The 15,581-nt window shown below is 72.3% G+C and carries 13 protein-coding genes and 1 tRNA gene; 11 read left to right on the top strand and 3 right to left on the bottom strand.

Annotation, left to right across the window (positions count from 1 at the left end):
* Nucleotides 1-59 precede the first annotated feature (59 nt).
* Entirely contained in the window at nt 60-521 is a 462-nt protein-coding gene (locus ACWF79_RS02040; RefSeq protein WP_453726169.1) for a DUF309 domain-containing protein, read from the bottom strand.
* A gap of 148 nt (nt 522-669) precedes the next feature.
* Between ACWF79_RS02040 and ACWF79_RS02035 the strand changes: the two genes are divergently transcribed.
* Nucleotides 670-743 (top strand) — tRNA-Pro (locus ACWF79_RS02035).
* A 106-nt stretch (nt 744-849) separates the two neighbouring features.
* On the opposite strand, the gene ACWF79_RS02030 is transcribed toward ACWF79_RS02035, so the two are convergent.
* The gene (locus tag ACWF79_RS02030) at nt 850-2,196 is read right to left on the bottom strand and encodes a pyridoxal phosphate-dependent decarboxylase family protein (RefSeq protein WP_453726101.1); all 1,347 of its coding nucleotides are present in this window, start codon (nt 2,194-2,196) and stop codon (nt 850-852) included.
* Between the two features lie 280 nt (nt 2,197-2,476).
* Between ACWF79_RS02030 and ACWF79_RS02025 the strand changes: the two genes are divergently transcribed.
* Complete coding sequence (locus tag ACWF79_RS02025) at nt 2,477-3,220, top strand: aspartate/glutamate racemase family protein (protein WP_453726100.1); 744 nt, start codon at nt 2,477-2,479, stop codon at nt 3,218-3,220.
* A gap of 69 nt (nt 3,221-3,289) precedes the next feature.
* The gene (locus ACWF79_RS02020; protein WP_453726099.1) at nt 3,290-4,975 is read left to right on the top strand and encodes a PucR family transcriptional regulator; all 1,686 of its coding nucleotides are present in this window, start codon (nt 3,290-3,292) and stop codon (nt 4,973-4,975) included.
* Between the two features lie 12 nt (nt 4,976-4,987).
* Here ACWF79_RS02020 and ACWF79_RS02015 read toward each other — a convergent pair whose 3' ends face one another.
* On the bottom strand, nt 4,988-5,575 hold the full coding sequence (locus tag ACWF79_RS02015) for an isochorismatase family protein (RefSeq protein ID WP_453726098.1): 588 nt from the start codon (nt 5,573-5,575) through the stop codon (nt 4,988-4,990).
* Nucleotides 5,576-5,770: 195 nt separating this feature from the next.
* Here ACWF79_RS02015 and ACWF79_RS02010 point away from each other — a divergent pair, with 195 nt between their 5' ends.
* The 8 genes from ACWF79_RS02010 to ACWF79_RS01975 all read left to right on the top strand — a co-directional run bounded on the left by ACWF79_RS02010 (nt 5,771) and on the right by ACWF79_RS01975 (nt 15,467).
* A complete protein-coding gene (locus tag ACWF79_RS02010) occupies nt 5,771-7,096 on the top strand; it encodes a serine hydrolase domain-containing protein (RefSeq protein WP_453726097.1) in 1,326 nt (441 codons plus the stop codon).
* Between the two features lie 21 nt (nt 7,097-7,117).
* Nucleotides 7,118-8,077, top strand: a complete 960-nt coding sequence (locus ACWF79_RS02005; protein WP_453726096.1) for a serine hydrolase — start codon at nt 7,118-7,120, stop codon at nt 8,075-8,077.
* On the top strand, nt 8,074-8,991 hold the full coding sequence (locus ACWF79_RS02000; RefSeq protein ID WP_453726095.1) for a serine hydrolase: 918 nt from the start codon (nt 8,074-8,076) through the stop codon (nt 8,989-8,991). The genes ACWF79_RS02005 and ACWF79_RS02000 overlap by 4 nt, the downstream gene beginning before the upstream one ends.
* A 220-nt stretch (nt 8,992-9,211) precedes the next feature.
* A complete protein-coding gene (locus ACWF79_RS01995; protein WP_453726094.1) occupies nt 9,212-10,810 on the top strand; it encodes an ABC transporter substrate-binding protein in 1,599 nt (532 codons plus the stop codon).
* Entirely contained in the window at nt 10,807-11,850 is a 1,044-nt protein-coding gene (locus ACWF79_RS01990; protein WP_453726093.1) for an ABC transporter permease, read from the top strand. The genes ACWF79_RS01995 and ACWF79_RS01990 overlap by 4 nt, the downstream gene beginning before the upstream one ends.
* Nucleotides 11,850-13,667 carry a dipeptide/oligopeptide/nickel ABC transporter permease/ATP-binding protein gene (locus tag ACWF79_RS01985; RefSeq protein ID WP_453726092.1) on the top strand — a complete coding sequence of 606 codons (1,818 nt, stop codon included), beginning with the start codon at nt 11,850-11,852 and terminating at the stop codon, nt 13,665-13,667. Before ACWF79_RS01990 ends, ACWF79_RS01985 begins: the two co-directional genes overlap by 1 nt.
* Nucleotides 13,664-14,356 (top strand): ABC transporter ATP-binding protein, encoded by a 693-nt coding sequence (locus ACWF79_RS01980; protein WP_453726091.1) that lies wholly within the window; start codon nt 13,664-13,666, stop codon nt 14,354-14,356. Before ACWF79_RS01985 ends, ACWF79_RS01980 begins: the two co-directional genes overlap by 4 nt.
* Before the next feature lie 88 nt (nt 14,357-14,444).
* Nucleotides 14,445-15,467 (top strand): dipeptidase, encoded by a 1,023-nt coding sequence (locus ACWF79_RS01975; protein ID WP_453726090.1) that lies wholly within the window; start codon nt 14,445-14,447, stop codon nt 15,465-15,467.
* The last annotated feature ends 114 nt before the right edge of the window (nt 15,468-15,581 follow it).

The following is a 15,581-nucleotide window of genomic DNA, read 5'->3' as shown; positions in this document are numbered from 1 at the left end:
GCCGCGTCACCCCTGGAGCTGCCGCTCGTCTGGTGACCCGCACGTCCCGGGGCCCCGCGTCACCCCCCGAGCAGGCGCGGCGCCTCGGCGGCCGCGTCCGTCACCTCGTCCGCCCGGTCCGCCAACGCACGCGCCCACCGGACGAGTCCGCCGACGTCGATTCCGTACGGGTCGCTCTGCCCGGAGATCCGCGCGGCACCGCGCCGCAGCAGCCGTGCGCCCCCCGCCGCGTTGCCCCGGGCGGCATGCGTGAGCCCCACCGCCAGCTGGGCGAGCCCCTGCCACAGGTCGCGTTCCCCGTCGGGCCCGCTCTTCCAGGCGTCCTCGAAGACCTCGTGGGCGTGGAACGGCATCCCCGCGTCGAGCAGCCGCTGCGCCTCCCGCACGGTCTCGGCCGGCGCGCGTACGACCCCCTCGGGCTGTCTCGGCACGCCCTCGGCCCCGTACGGCAGCGGCCGCCCCAGCCCGTCCCGGGGCCGCCCACTACGCGCCCGCCCCTCGGTGTCCCGGTCCCTCGGCATCCTGTCCACGCCCCCATTCTCTCCCCGAGCCGTCCGGCCTGCGCGAATGCCTCCGGCCACGCGCCCGGGGGTGCGTCCCACCGTCGCACGGAGTGAGGTAATGTTCTCTTGCACGCCGCCACCGGGGACAAACCGGGGGCACGGGCATCGGGACGTGGCGCAGCTTGGTAGCGCACTTGACTGGGGGTCAAGGGGTCGCAGGTTCAAATCCTGTCGTCCCGACTTTTCGAAGTCGCAGGTCGAGGGGCCGCTTCAGAGGCATCTGAAGCGGCCCCTCGATCGTTTTCGAGAGCCCGGTGGGACCGGCGCCGCACCCAACGACCCGGCTTCACGCCATGGTGCCCACGATCTCCTCGACCAGCTGCATGCTGGTCTCCGGGTGCAGGAAAGCAAACCGGGCGACCGTCTCGCCCTCCCAGCCGGTCGGTGCGACGAACGCGGTCTGGCCGGCGAGCAAGCGGGTGGACCATTCCGTGTAGTCCTCGGCGGTCCAGCCGATGCGGCGGAACAGTACGGCGGACAGGTCCGGTTCGCGGATGAGTTCGAGGTACGGGGTGGTGCGGATGAGCGCGGCGGTGGCGCGGGTCAAGGTGAGGGCCTTCTCCATGGCCTCGCTGTAGGCGCGGGTGCCGTGGACGGCGAGGGAGAACCACAGGGGGAGGCCGCGAGCGCGGCGGCTCAGGTGGTGGGCGTAGTCGCTGGGGCTCCAGTGGATGTCGTCGTCGGTGTGCAGGGCGTCGAGATAGGAGGCGTCCTGGGTGTGGGCCGCCCTGGCCAGGCGCGGGTCGCGGTAGAGGAGAGCGGCGCAGTCGAAGGGGGCGAACAGCCACTTGTGGGGGTCGATGACCAGGGAGTCGGCGTGCTCGATGCCCCGGTAGCGGTGCCGGACGCTCGGGGCGAGGAGGCCGGCGCCGCCGTACGCGCCGTCGACGTGGAGCCAGAGGTCGAACTCCCGGGCCGCGGAGGCGATTCCGGCGAGGTCGTCGATGATTCCGGCGTTGGTCGTGCCGGCGGTGGCCGCCACCCCGATGACGTCGGACGGGTCGGCGTCGGCGCGGAGGGCGGCACGGAGGGCAGGGCCGGTCAGGCGGTGGTCCGTTGTCGGCACCACGAAGGGCTCGGCACCGATGATCCGCAGGGTGTTGCCGATGGAGGAGTGGGCCTGGTCGGACACGGCGAACCGGACGCGGTCGTACGGGCCGAGGCCCCGGCGGCGCCGGGCCGTGTCGCGCGCGGTGACCAGGGCGGAGAGGTTCCCGGCCGAACCGCCCGAGACGAAGCACCCGCCGGCGTCGGCCGGCATTCCGGCGAGGTCCGCGAGCAGGCGCAGGACCTGGTTCTCGGCGGCGATCGGGCCGGAGGCGAGGAGCCAGGAGACGCCCTGGATCGACGAGCACGAGACGAGCATGTCGAAGAGGACGGCGGCCTGCGTCGGGGCGGCGGGGACGAAGGACAGGAAGCGGGGGCTGTCGACCGCGATCGCGGTGGGTGCCAGTTGCTCGGTCCACAGCCGCAGCACCTCCGCCGGATCGTTGCCCTCCGGCCCGATCAGCCCCGCCAGGACCCGGTCGAGCTTGTCCCCCTCTCCCGGGTGGTTGAGCGCGGGCCGGTTCAGGAGGCGGTCGCGCAGCGCGGCGACGACGAGGTCGGTGAGAGCAGGGTCGTACGTGTGCATGGTGGACCTTCGAGTTGACGATCAGCTGGCCGGGAGAGTGGGCCGGTGGTCAGTGAAACCGGCGGCCGGGTCGAGGAGTTCGGTCTGTGTGACAGCTCTGGGCTGTGCGTTTCGTCTCCGTGGCCGAATGGAGTCGCGAGGGAGGGGCGTCGCGGTGTGCCCGCACCAATCGCGGCGGGAGCTTTTGGAGCGGGCGACCAACATCCCGGGCGTCTCGCGGGACCACCATCACGGGAGACCCCGCAGGACGACGGCGGGAAGAGACGAAAGGCAGTCCGGCATGCGTCACACCACCCGCCCGGTCCTCGGCATCCTCGGCGGGATGGGGCCCCTCGCCACGGCCGACTTCTACCGCCGGCTCGTCGAGCGCACCCCGGCCGGCTCCGACCAGGCGCATCTGCCCGTCGTCATGTGGGCGGATCCCGCCGTCCCGGACCGGACCGCGGCGCTGATCGGTGAAGGGCCTTCGCCCGTTCCCGCCCTCGTGGAAGGCGCCCGGTGGCTTCAGCGCGCGGGAGCGAGCTGCATCGCCGTTCCCTGCAACACCGCGCACGCCTACGTCGAGCAACTGTCCAGGGCGACCGGCGTCGAGGTGCTCGACATGATCAGGGCCGCGCTCGAGGCGGCGGCCCGCCGCACGCCCGGGCTTGAGCGGGTGGGCGTCCTTGCGACCCGCGGAACGCGGCTGACCGGGCTGTACGAGCGGGCCGGCGCCCGGCTCGGGCTCGCCGTGGTCCAGGTGTCCGCCTCCCTGCAGGAGGAGTACGTCGACGCGGCGATCCGCGCGGTCAAGGGCGGCGCCGACCCCGCCGAGCCCGAGCGCTGGATCGCCACGGCCGCCGAGAGCCTCAAGGAACAGGGTGCCCAAGCGGCGATCGCCGCCTGCACCGAGATCCCGCTGGTCAGCGAGGCGGCCGCTCGCGTCCTCCCGCTGATCGACTCGACCGACGCCCTTGCCGAAGCCGCCGTCGCCCGCCTGTGGCAGCCCACCGAGCCTGTTCGTACGCTGGTACGAACAGGCTGACGTATCCTCGTCCACCCGCACCACGTCGCAGGGCCGCGCACGTCCTAACCTGCGGAGATGATCAGGCACATGTCGACGCACCCCGCCCGGAGCCTCAGCCGGGTGCTCGAGGACTTCGGCCACACCCTCCTGGACCTGCTGTACGGCGACCCCGAAGCGGCCGGGGAGATCGGCGGCGTCGGCATCCACGATCCGTACGACGAGCAGCACTACCCGGAGCACGCCATCGTGCTCGGCGTCGGCGTCCACGGTGCGGACGAGATCGGCCGGTTGCTGCGGTACCTCGCCGCGCTCGGCGCCACCGCGCTCGTCGTCCGAGGCCCCGTCGACGACGCCGACGAACTGGAACCGGTCGTCAACGAGACCGGCGTCGCGCTGCTCGTGCTGACCCGTGGCGCCTCCTGGGCCCAGCTCGCGGCGATGCTGCGCACCCTGCTCGCCGAAGGCGACGTGGGGGAGGTCGAGGAGCAGACGCTGGGCGGGGTGCCGTCGGGGGACCTCTTCGCGCTGGCCAATGCCATCGCCACCCTCCTCGACGCCCCCGTCACCATCGAGGACCGACGCTCCCGCATCCTCGCCTTCTCCGGACGGCAGGACGAGGCGGACGCCCCCCGCGTGGAGAGCATCCTCGCCCGCCAGGTGCCCGAGCGCTATCTGCGCCTCCACGAGGAGCACGGCGTCTTCAAGGAGCTGTACCGCAGCGAGGGCCTGGTGCACGTCCCCGCGCCGACCGTCGGCGACGAGATGGCGCTGCCGCGTGTGGCGGTGGCGGTCCGGGCCGGTGACGAGTTCCTGGGCTCCGTGTGGGCGGCGCTGCGCAAGCCCCTCCCCCCGGAGCGGGAGAAGGCGTTCCTGGAGGCGGCCAAGCTCGTGGCCCTCCACATGCTCCGTTTCCGGGCGGGCACGGACGCCGAGAACCGGCTGCGCGCCGACCTCGTCACCACCGCGCTCGAAGGCGGCGCCGGGGCGGTCGAGGCGCTCGGCCGGCTCGGGCTCGTCGACGAACCGACCCTGGTCATGGCCATGGGCCTAGCGCCAGAGCAGGGCGAGGACCACGCCCACGTCACGGCCGAGCGCCAGCGCCTGGTCGCCGCCCTGGCCGTCCACCTCACCGCCGTCCAGCCGCGTTCCGCCGTCGCCCTGCTCGGCGACGTGGCGTACGCGCTCTTCCCCGTTCCCGGCGACAGCGCTCACGCACGGGAGCGCGCCCTGCAGGTGGCGGCGAACTTCCTCCAGCGCACCGGCGACCGCACCGGCGCCGTGATCGGAATCGGCTCGGTTGCCGAGGAGCCCGCCGCGCTCCCGCGCTCACGGGCCAACGCCGACCGGGTACTGCGGGTGCTCTTCACCGCCCGTACCGGCAAGCGCGTCGCCTCGATCGCCGACGTGTACGTCGACGCCCTGCTGATCGAGATGCGGGACCTGGCCGTGGCCAACCGCGACGAGCTGTCGGGTCCGCTCGCCCGCCTCGTGGCGTACGACGCCAAGCACAACGCCCACCTGGTGGAGACGCTGCGGGCCTGGCTGGACGCCTTCGGGGACGTGATCACCGCCTCTGCCAGTGTGTTCGTCCACCCCAACACCTTCCGCTACCGGATCCGCCGGGTCGCCGAGGTCGGAGAGATCGACCTCCAGGACCCGTCGGCCCGGTTCGCCGCGATGCTGCAGCTGCGCCTGCTGGGGCCGGGGCAGACGCGGAACGGCGGCGGGACCGGGGCCCGAGGCCCGGGCTCCACCGCCGCCCGGCTCGATTGAGCGTCGGCTCGGTCAGAGCCGGACGCCCGGCGGGAGCGCCAGGGCCGCGTGCGTGTCGTGGAAGGCGTCCGCGTCCTGGATGGTGCGCAGCCAGTCGTAGAACAGCTCCTTGGTGGAGAGGGTCTCGATGCCCCGGCCCGCCAGGCGTCGCAGGCCCCGCTCGTGGGCTTGGCCAGGGGAGTAGGCGGCGTCGTCCACGACCACGACGCGCTTGCCGGCGTGGTGCAGCTGGATCGCCGAGTGCGCGACGCAGATGTCGGTCTCGATGCCGACCAGGATCATCGTCGTGCGTCCGGTGGCCTCGATCGCGGCGGCGATGCCGGGGTTGTCCCACACGGCGAAGGCGTTCTTCGGCAGGGTGACCGCCTTGGCCGGCAGCACCTCGCGGATCTTCGGCACAGTGTGGCCGCTGGCCGCCGGGTCCTCCTCGGTCACCACGACGGGGATCTCCAGGCGGTCCGCCACGGACGTGATCCAGGCGATGCGCCGCACCATGTCGTGCAACCGCTGCCGGTCCACGTCGAGCCGGTGGGGCGGGTAGAAATCGGTCTGCACATCGATGATCACCAGGGCACAGTCGTCGCGGTCGATCAGCGGCATCGTCGTCTCGTCTCCTCGTACGTCGGGTGCACGCCACCCTAGGAACGCCCACCGTCTTCGGAGTCGTCCGGCGGGACAAGCTGCGACCTGCACGTTCGTGTCCCCGTACGAACCATGCCGGTGCCTGCGTACGTACGCTTCCGGCCAAGCTCACCGAGCCGCAAGCAGACACATCGAGCCACCCGGAGGGCGAGCGTGAAGGCCGACATCGAGCATTGGACGAGCCGCCTCGCGGCGCTCGCCGCCGACTGCGAGGTGCCCGGCGCGAGCCTGGCGTTCTGGTACGGCGGCGAGCTGTACGCGTGCGCCGCGGGCGTCCTCAACAGCGCCACCCGGGCGCCCGTCCGCACCGACTCGCTGTTCCAGATCGGCTCGGTCACGAAGGTCTGGACCGCGACGCAACTGATGCTCCTGGTCGAACAAGGCCGCGTCACGGTGGACACCCCCGTCACGGAGATCCTGCCGGAGTTCCGGGTGGGCGACCCCCGTGCCACCGAGGCGATCACCTTGCGGCACCTGCTCACCCACACTTCGGGCATCGACGGTGATCTGTTCCTGGACACCGGCCGCGGCGACGACTGCCTGCGGCGGTACGTCGAGGCGTGCGCCGACCTGGAGCAGACCTTCCCGGTCGGGGACTCCCACTCGTACTGCAACTCCGGCTTCGTCGTCGCCGGCCGGGTCGTCGAGCAGCTCACCGGCAGGACCTGGGACCAGGCCCTGCGCGAGCAGATCTGCGAGCCGCTGGGCCTCTCCCACACCTGGACGCTGCCGGAGGACGTGCTGCGCTTCGGTGCCGCCGTCGGTCACGACGAGCACGGCGCCGTGGTGCCGCAGTGGGGACTGCCCCGGTCCGTCGGCCCCGCGGGACTGATCTGCGCGCGGGCCGCCGACGGGGTCGCCTTCGGCCGCGCCCACCTCACCCCCGGAGCGCTCCTCGCCGACCCCGCCGCCCTGCGGCAGCCGCAGGTCGATCTGCCCAATCCCCACATCGGCGGTCGGCAGTGGGGCATCGGCTGGTGCCTGGACGAGTGGAACGGCCACCGGGTCGTCGCCCACACCGGCGACACCATCGGCCAGCATGCCGCACTCTGGATCCTGCCCGAGCTGGGCACGGTCGTCACCGTACTGATCAACGGCGGCCGGAGCGTCGAGTTCCAGCACCGTCTCGCCACCGAACTCCTCGGGGACCTGCACGCGATCGACGTCCCCGCCCCCCTCACACCGCCCGAGCCGCCCGTCCACGTCGACGTCGAACCCTTCACCGGTGTGTACGAGCGGGCCGGCAGCAGGATCCACGTGACCGCGCACGAGGGCGGGCTGCGCCTGTGCACCGAACCCACGGGCATCCTCGTCGGCCTCGCCCGGTCCCGCACCCTCGACCTCGTCGCCGTCGACGCGACCACGTTCGTCGGCCGCGACGAAGGTGACTCGATCTGGGACGCGGTGGTGTTCGAGCGGCGCCCCGAGGGCCCCTCGTACCTCCACTACAGCGGCCGCGCCACCCCCAAGACCCAGTGACCTCCGCAGGATTGGATCCCCATGGCACCACCCTCCACCGCGGACGCGGCGACCTCGGCTCTCCGAACGATCTTCGACGAGGCGGGAGTCGAGGGCTTCGTCCACGCCCGGGACATCGACGGTGACGGCGAAGGGGAAGGCGAAGAGGGCGCCCGCGAGGTCGCCTTCCGCGCCGACGCCCCCGTCATCGTCGCCTCCATCCGCAAGATCGCCGTCGCGGTCGCCTACGCCCGCCAGGCGGCGGCCGGAGCCCTCGACCGGGCCGCCCGGCACACCATTACCGCCGCCAACCGCGAGGGCGGCGGCATCGGCACGGACAGCTGCCGGCACGACGTCACCATGAGCACCCGCGACCTCGCCTTCTTCATGCTCTCCATGAGCGACAACGCCGCCACCGACAAGCTCATGGAGATCCTCGGCACGGACCAGGTCCGCGCCGTCGCCGCCGAACTCGGCTGCCCGCGCCTGCCCGTCGGTCGTTACCGCGAGCTGTGGGACCCGGTCTGGGAGGAGCTCGGCCTCGACCCGGACGGCGACGTCGACGCCCAGCTCGACCAGGTGAGCGAGGACCGGATCAGGGGCCTCGCCATGCTCGACCCGACCCGTTCGGCATCCAGTACGCCCCGGGAGATCACCTCCATGCTGGCCGCGATCTGGCGAGACCGGGCCGGTCCTGCCGAAGCCTGCGCCGAGGTCCGTGAGCTCATGAGCCATCAGCTCTCCGTCCACCGCCTTGCCGCGGGCTTCGACGACGACGTCCGCGTCGCGGCCAAGAACGGCTCCCTGTGGGGCGCCCTCAACGAAGCCGCCGTCGTCGAGTACCCCGACGGCGGCCGCTACGCAGTCGCGGCCTTCCTGCGCACCCCCGCCCTCGGTGGCCGCAACCCCGCCGCCGACGCCGCGATCGGCCGTGCCGCACGGACCGCCGTCGACCACCTGCGCCGCCCGCCGGCCGCCACCCCGACCCAGGAGACGACATGACCACAGCCGCAGCGCAGTCGGCCAGGGCCGACCAGGTCCACACCGTGCTCTCGGCCGTCTTCACCGAAGCCGGCACCGAAGGCTCCGTGCACGTCCGCGACCTCGACACGGGAGCGGAGTTCGGCCATGGCGCCGATACCCGGGTCGTGCTCGCCTCCGTCTTCAAGATCCCCATCGCCCTCGAGTACGCCCGGCAGGCGGCGGCCGGGGAGCTCGACCCCGCCCGGCGCCACACGGTCACCGCCGCCTACCGGGCCGGCGGCAGCGGTACGGACGGCTGCACCTACGACGTCGAGATGAGCGCCCGCGACCTCGCCTTCATGATGATGACGATCAGCGACAACGCGGCCACCGACCTCCTGCTGGACGTTGTCGGACCCGACCGCGTCCGCGCGACCCTCGACGCCCTGGGTTTCCCCGGCTTCGGGTTCTCCTCCTCGGCCGCCCTGGACGACGACATCCGCGAGGAACTCGGCCTCGCGCCGGACCGCTCCCTCGACGACCAGCTCGCCGGCGTCCCGGACGAACGACTTCTCGCCCTCCGCGCCTGCGCCCCCGGCACCAGCCCGTCGAGCACCCCGCGCGAGGTGACCGCGCTGCTCTCCGCGATCTGGCGCGACGAAGCCGGTCCCGCGGACGCCTGTGCCGAGGTCCGGGACATCATGGGCCAACAGGTGTGGCAGCACCGCCTGGTCTCCGGCTTCCCCGAAGCGGGCGTGCGGCTCGCCGGCAAGACCGGCACCGACTTCGCCGTACGCAACGAGGTGGGCGTGGTCGAGTACCCGGACGGCAAGCGGTACGCCGTGGGCGTCTTCCTGCGCACCTCGACCGCGGCCACCCGCCAGCCCCTCGCGGACCGGGCGATCGGCCGCGCCGCCCGGGTCGTCGTGGACCATCTCCGTACCCGGACATGAACGAGCCACCGGTGCCGTACGAACCTGCCCGGCCCCAGACCGCCCCGGACCGCTTCCCCGCGGTCCGGGGCCCTCGTGTCTTCGCGGCCGTCGCCCGTCTTGGGATCCCGCACCCGACAAGCCCGGCCGCTTTCGTCGCCCCGACTGAATCATTTCCGGCCATGAGCCGCGACTGTGGGGCAACTCTCCCGCCCCAAGGAGTCCCCCTATGAAGCCCCCGATGCCATCGATGCCCTCGATGAAGAGAGCCAAGGCGATATCCGGCTGTCTGGCGGTGTCACTGCTGGCGGCCGGCTGCGGCAGCGTCGCCCAGGCCGGATCGTCCGGCGGTGACGCCTTCAGCTACGCGATCAAGAGCGACCCGGGACTGCTCGACCCCGCCCAGGTCCAGAACACCACCACGTACACCGCCCTGTCGCTGGCGTACGACACCCTGGTGCACGCCGGGCCCGACGGCCGGATCGTCTCCGGACTCGCCGAGAAGTGGGACGTCAAGCCGGCCTCCGTCACCTTCACCCTGCGCCGCGGCGTCACCTGCGCCGACGGCAGCCCCGTGACCGCGAGCACCGTCGCCGCCAACGTCGCCCACATCACCGATCCGGCCACCAAGTCGCCCGCGTACGGCGTCGTGGTCCCCGAGGGCCTCACGGCCAAGGCGGACGACGCCGCCGGCACCGTGACCCTCTCGACGCCCGAGCCGTTCGCCTTCACCCTGCAGAGCACCCGCTACCTGTTCATCGTCTGCGGAGCGGGCCTGAAGGACCGCGGTCTCCTCCAGAGCGGCACCTCAGGATCGGGGCCCTTCCGGCTCACCTCCGCCGAGCCGAACCAGAGCTACACCTTCGCCAAGCGCGACGACTACGCCTGGGGACCGGACGGGGCCACCACCAGCCACCCCGACACGCCCGGCTCCGTCGTGCTCAAGGTCGTCGGCAGCGAGGCGACCACCGCCAACCTCCTGCTCTCGCACCAGCTCAACGGCGCCCAGCTCGCCGGTCCCGACCGCGCCCGCGTCAGCAACATCCCCGGGGTGACCACCACCGTCCAGGCCAACGGCACGCAGGAGTTCTTCTTCCACCAGGGCAAGGGACACCCCGGCAGCGACCCCGCCGTCCGCAAGGCCCTGCTCCAGGCCGTCGACTTCGACTCCCTCGGAGCGATCGCCACCGGCGGCACCGGCCGCACTCCCACCGGCCTGGTCATGGACCCCAAGCCCTGCCCGGGCGACACCGTCACCGGCCATCTGCCCGTCTTCGACCCCCAGGCCGCCGGGTCGGCGCTGCACGCCGCGGGCTGGCGCCGCGGAGCCGAGGGCTTCCGCACCAAGGGCGGCGAGAGGCTCACCATCCGCATGATCTACGGCACGTCCTCGGGCGAGACGATGGCCGCCGCGGCCGAGTACCTGGCCGAGTCATGGAAGAAGGTCGGTGTCGACGTACGGCTGCGGGCCGTGTCCGACGCCGCGTACGGCGAAGTCGAAGCGGTCACCCAGGACTGGGACGTGAACTGGGCACCCCTCGGCGTCACTCTGCCCACCCAGCTCCTCGGCGCCCTCTCCGGCCCCTTCACACCCGACGGCGGGAACTTCGCCCACCTCACCAACAAGACCTACGAGCGGCTCACCGCCGAGGCGAGCAAGCTCCCCGGCGACGCCGGCTGCGCCCTGTGGGAGCGATCGGAGCACGCCCTCCTCGACAGTGCGGACATCGTCACCGTCGTCGACAAGACCGTCACCATCGCCGCCCACAACGCCACCTTCCGCATCACCTCGGGCCTTTTCGACCCGACGTCGATCCGGATGACGGGAGGACAGCAGTGACCACCCCATCCGACGTGCTCACCCCGAGCGAAACGACCGCCGCCCCGGCTGCCCCGCCGCGCCGCGCCCGGAGGCTGACCCCGCGCTTCGTGGTCCGGCAACTGCTCCGCCTGGTCGGGTCCCTCGCCGTGCTCGTCGTCGCCTCTTTCGCGATGATCCACCTCATCCCCGGCGACCCGCTGCGCCAGATGCTCGGCCCGACCGCTCCGAAGGAACTGGTCGACCAGCGCAGGAACGAACTCGGCCTGGACGAGCCGCTCCCGGCCCAGTTCGTGGACTACGTCGGGCAGCTCTTCTCGGGCGACCTCGGGACATCCTTCTTCACCTCCCAGCCGGTGGCCGAGATCATCGGCCAGGGCCTGCCCAACACACTGGCACTGGCGGTCCTCGCCACCCTCGTCGCCCTCGCCGTGGCCGTGCCGCTGGGCCTGTGGGCCGCCGTCCGCACCCACAACGGGCGCCGTCGCGGCACGGAGACCGCGTTCACCACGCTCACCGGCGCGGCCGTCGCCATCCCCGAGTACCTCTACGGTCTGGCGCTGCTGCTCGTCCTCGCCCTGGGACTCGGCCTGTTCCCGCCGGCCGGCCTCACCGGGCCCGCCTCGTTCGTCCTGCCGGTCACAGCCCTCGCCATCGCCCCGGCGGCGATGATCGCCCGACTGGCCCGCGTGGAGACCCTGCGTGCACTCGACACCGACTACATGCGGCTGGCCCACGCCAAGCGGCTGCCCGCCTGGCGGCTGTACGCGGTCCATCTGCTGCCGAACACCCTCACCGCGACCCTCACCATGGGCGGCCTGCTGCTCAGCGGCCTGATCACCGGAAGCGTCCTGGTCGAGAACGTCTTCGCCTGGCCGGGTCTCGGTCTGCGCACGGTCGAGGCCATCACCCAGAAGGACTACCCCGTGGCGCAGGCCATGATCCTCGTCTACGGCGCGCTCGTCCTCGTCGTCAACTTCCTCGTCGACATCCTGCTCGGGATCCTCGATCCCAAGTCGACGGTGTCCACCCCGTTCGCCTCGACCCGCAGGGAGGGCTGATGCGCCGTCTACTGAGAAACCCCGCCGGCCTGCTGGGCGCCGTGATCGTCGCCCTCATGGTCCTCCTCGCGATCGTCGGCCCGCCGATCTGGGAGGACGCCGCCACCCGGATGAACCCGAAGGAGATCAGCCAGGGAGCGTCCGCCGCACACCTGCTCGGCACCGACGCCCTCGGCCGTGACCTCCTGGCCAGGACCCTGGTCGCCACCCGGCTGACCCTGGGCCTCGCCTTCCTGGCCACCCTCATCGGCACGGTCACCGGCATCCTGCTCGGAACCCTGCCGCAGATCCTGCCCCGCCTGGCGGGCCGGGCGGTCATCGCCGCCGTCGACCTCCTGGTGGCCTTCCCCGCCCTGCTGCTCGCCATGTTCACCGCCGTCGTCGCCGGACTCGGCGCACAGGGCGCCGTCCTCGGCATCGGCGTCGCCCTCGCACCGACCTTCGCCCGGCTCACCCACACCATGACGGCGTCCGTCGCCGGATCCGACTACATCGCCGCGGCCCGCATGCTGCGCGTGCCCCGCCACCGCATCCTCACCCGGCACGTCCTGCCCAACATCGCCGAGCCGCTCATCCTCAACACCGCCCAGGCCATGGGCGGCGCCCTGCTCGGCCTGTCCGCGATGTCGTTCCTCGGCATGGGCGTCCAGGCGCCCTCGTACGACTGGGGCCGGCTGCTCAACGAAGCCTTCGGGCACGTGTACGTCACCCCGTCCGTCGTCGTCGCCCCGGCCCTCGCCGTCAGCCTCTCCGGCCTCGGCTTCATGCTGCTCGGCGACACCTTCGCCAAGGCCGCCGCCCACACCCGCGAAACCGTCGGCAAGCCCGTCGCCCCCGTCGTGACCCCTGCCCGGGACGAGCCGGCACCGGACGCCGTCCTGGAGGTACGGGACCTCACCGTCGCCTTCCCCGGCGACATCACCCCCGTACGGCAGGTGTCGCTCACCGTGCGCGCCGGGGAGATCGTCGGCCTGGTCGGTGAATCGGGCAGCGGCAAGAGCATGACGGCAGCCGCCATCGGGCAGATCGTGCCCTACCCGGGCCTCGCCGGCAGCGCCCGCATGCGGCTCGGCGGGGTCGACCTGGACGGCCTGACCGACTCCGAGCGCCGCAAGCAGCTCGGGTCCTCGCTCGCGATGGTCTTCCAAGACCCCACCACATCCCTCAACCCCGCCCTCCGCGTCGGCGGCCAGCTCGCCGAAGTGGCCACCCTGCACGACGGAGCCACCCGCGCCGAGGCACGCGCCCGCGCCGTCGAACGGCTCGACCGGGTCCGCATCAAGCACCCCGCCGACGTCGCCAAGCGGTACCCGCACGAACTGTCCGGCGGCATGCGCCAGCGCGCCGTCATCGCCATGGACCTCATGAACACGCCCCGCCTGATCATCGCGGACGAGCCCACCACCGCCCTCGACGTCACCGTCCAGCGCGAGGTGCTCCGGGTCCTGCGCGAGGTGGTCGACGAGACGCAGGCGGGCGCCCTGTTCATCTCCCACGACATCGCCGTCGTCAGCGAACTCTGCGACCGGATCGCCGTCATGTACGCGGGCCGCATCGTCGAGGAACTCCCCGCCGACGCCCTCCACTACGCCCGCCACCCCTACACCCGCGCCCTCGTCGGCTCGCTGCCCGACATGGACACCGACCGCTCGGGTCCCCTCACCACCATCCCCGGCCGCCAGCCCGCGCCCGGCGACGTCGGCGACGGCTGCGCCTTCGCCGACCGCTGTGCCTTCGTCACCGCCCGCTGCGCCATCCGGCCCAAGCTCCTCGCCCGTACGGACACCCACTCCGTGGCCTGCTGGGAGGTCCAGTGAACATCAGCGAACTCACCGTCCGCTTCGGCTCCTTCACGGCTGTCGACCGCGTCAGCCTGGAAGTTCCGGAGGGATCCGTCACCGGCCTCGTGGGGGAGTCCGGCTCCGGGAAGTCCACCCTCGCCCGCGCCGTCGCCGGCCTGACCCCGTACCGGGGCAGCATCACCGGGGTCGCCCCCGGCCGCGTCCAGATGGTGTTCCAGGACCCGTACTCCTCCCTCAACCCGCGCATGAGCATCAGCGACGCCATCGCCGAGGGAACCCGTGTCCCGCGCGCCCAGCGGCAGGCGGAAGTGGGCCGGCTCCTCGAACTGGTCTCACTCCCGGCCGCGTACGCGACCAAGTACCCCCGCGAACTCTCCGGCGGCCAGCGCCAGCGCGTCGCCATCGCCCGCGCCCTCGCCGCCGAGCCCGAGCTCCTCATCGCCGACGAGATCACCTCCGCCCTCGACGTCTCCGTCCAGGGCGCGGTGCTCAACCTGCTGCGCGAACTGCGCGGCGAACTCGGCCTGACCATGCTGTTCATCTCGCACAACCTCGCCGTCGTCCGGTACGTCTGCGACGCCGTCGTCGTCATGCACCAGGGCCGGCTCGTGGAGTCCGGCCCCGTCGAGGACGTGATCGGCGCGCCGAGGCACGCGTACACCCGGACCCTGCTCGACGCGGTCCCACGCCTGGCCCGCGCCTGAAGCCGCCCGTCCCTCCTCCCACGCGTCCGGCGGCCCGACACCCCTATCAGGGCCGCCGGACGCCTCCTCACCGCCCGAAAGGACCGTCGTGTCCCACGACCTCCACCACCGTGCCGTCGTCGCCGACGCGCACAACGACCTCCTCATGGCCGTCGCCGCACGCCCACCGAAGCGCTGGGGCTCCTTCTTCCGCGAACGCTGGCTGCCCCAGCTGCGCGAAGGCGGCATCGACATCCAGGTCCTGCCCATCTTCATCGACGACCAGTACCGCCCCGAGGGAGCCCTCCGGCAGACCCTCCGCATGATCGAGTGCGCCCACGTCCTCGCCGAGGCCAACGCCGATCAGGTCGCACTCTGCCTGAACGGCGACGACATCGAAGCCGCCCTCGCCGAGGGGGAGATCGCTCTCGTCCTCGCCCTGGAGAGCGCCCCCGGCATCGACGCCTCCGTCGAACTCTTCCCCACCCTCTTCCGGCTCGGCGTACGGATCGCCTCGATCGCCCACTGGGGGCGCACCCCGCTCGCCGACGGCAGCCGCGAGGACGCCACCGGCAGCCGGCTGACCGTGCCCGGCGTCGAGGCGGTGCGCGAGATGGAGCGCCTCGGGATGCTCTTCGACATCTCCCACCTCGGCGCGAGCGGCGTCACCCACGTCCTGGAACTGGCCACCCGGCCGCTCATCGCCACCCACTCCTGCGCCCGCGCCCTGCGCGACCACCACCGCAACCTCACCGACGAGCAGATCCGCGGCGTCGCCGCCACCGGCGGCGTGGTGTGCGTGAACTTCGTGCCGGACTTCCTCACCGACGACCAGGCGAAGGTGAGCACCGAGCGGATCGTCGACCACGTCGAGCACATCGTCTCCGTCGCCGGGATCGACCACGTCGGCCTCGGCTCGGACTTCGTCCGCGAGGTCATGCATGACGTCACCCCGCCCTGCTGCGAGAACCTCGACGACGAGGACCCGATGTTCGACTTTCCCGGCCTCGAAGGCCCGGCCGGCATGCCGCTGGTCACCGACGCGCTCGTACGCAGGGGCCTGCCGGAGGAGGACATCCTGAAGATCCTCGGCGGGAACATGCAGCGGCTCATGGCCAAGCACATGGGCTGACCTGGGTCGACTTGTCCCTGGACCGGTGCCCGGCGGGCGTACGACCGCCGGGCACCGGCCTGTCCGGCGGGTCTTGGGTCCGCGGTACGAACCGGGCGGTCAGGTTGTCACCAC

Source organism: Streptomyces sp. NPDC054975, from assembly GCF_053609105.1.
The sequence above is the reverse complement of the archived record's forward strand: the minus strand, read 5'-3'. Positions and strand labels throughout refer to the sequence as shown.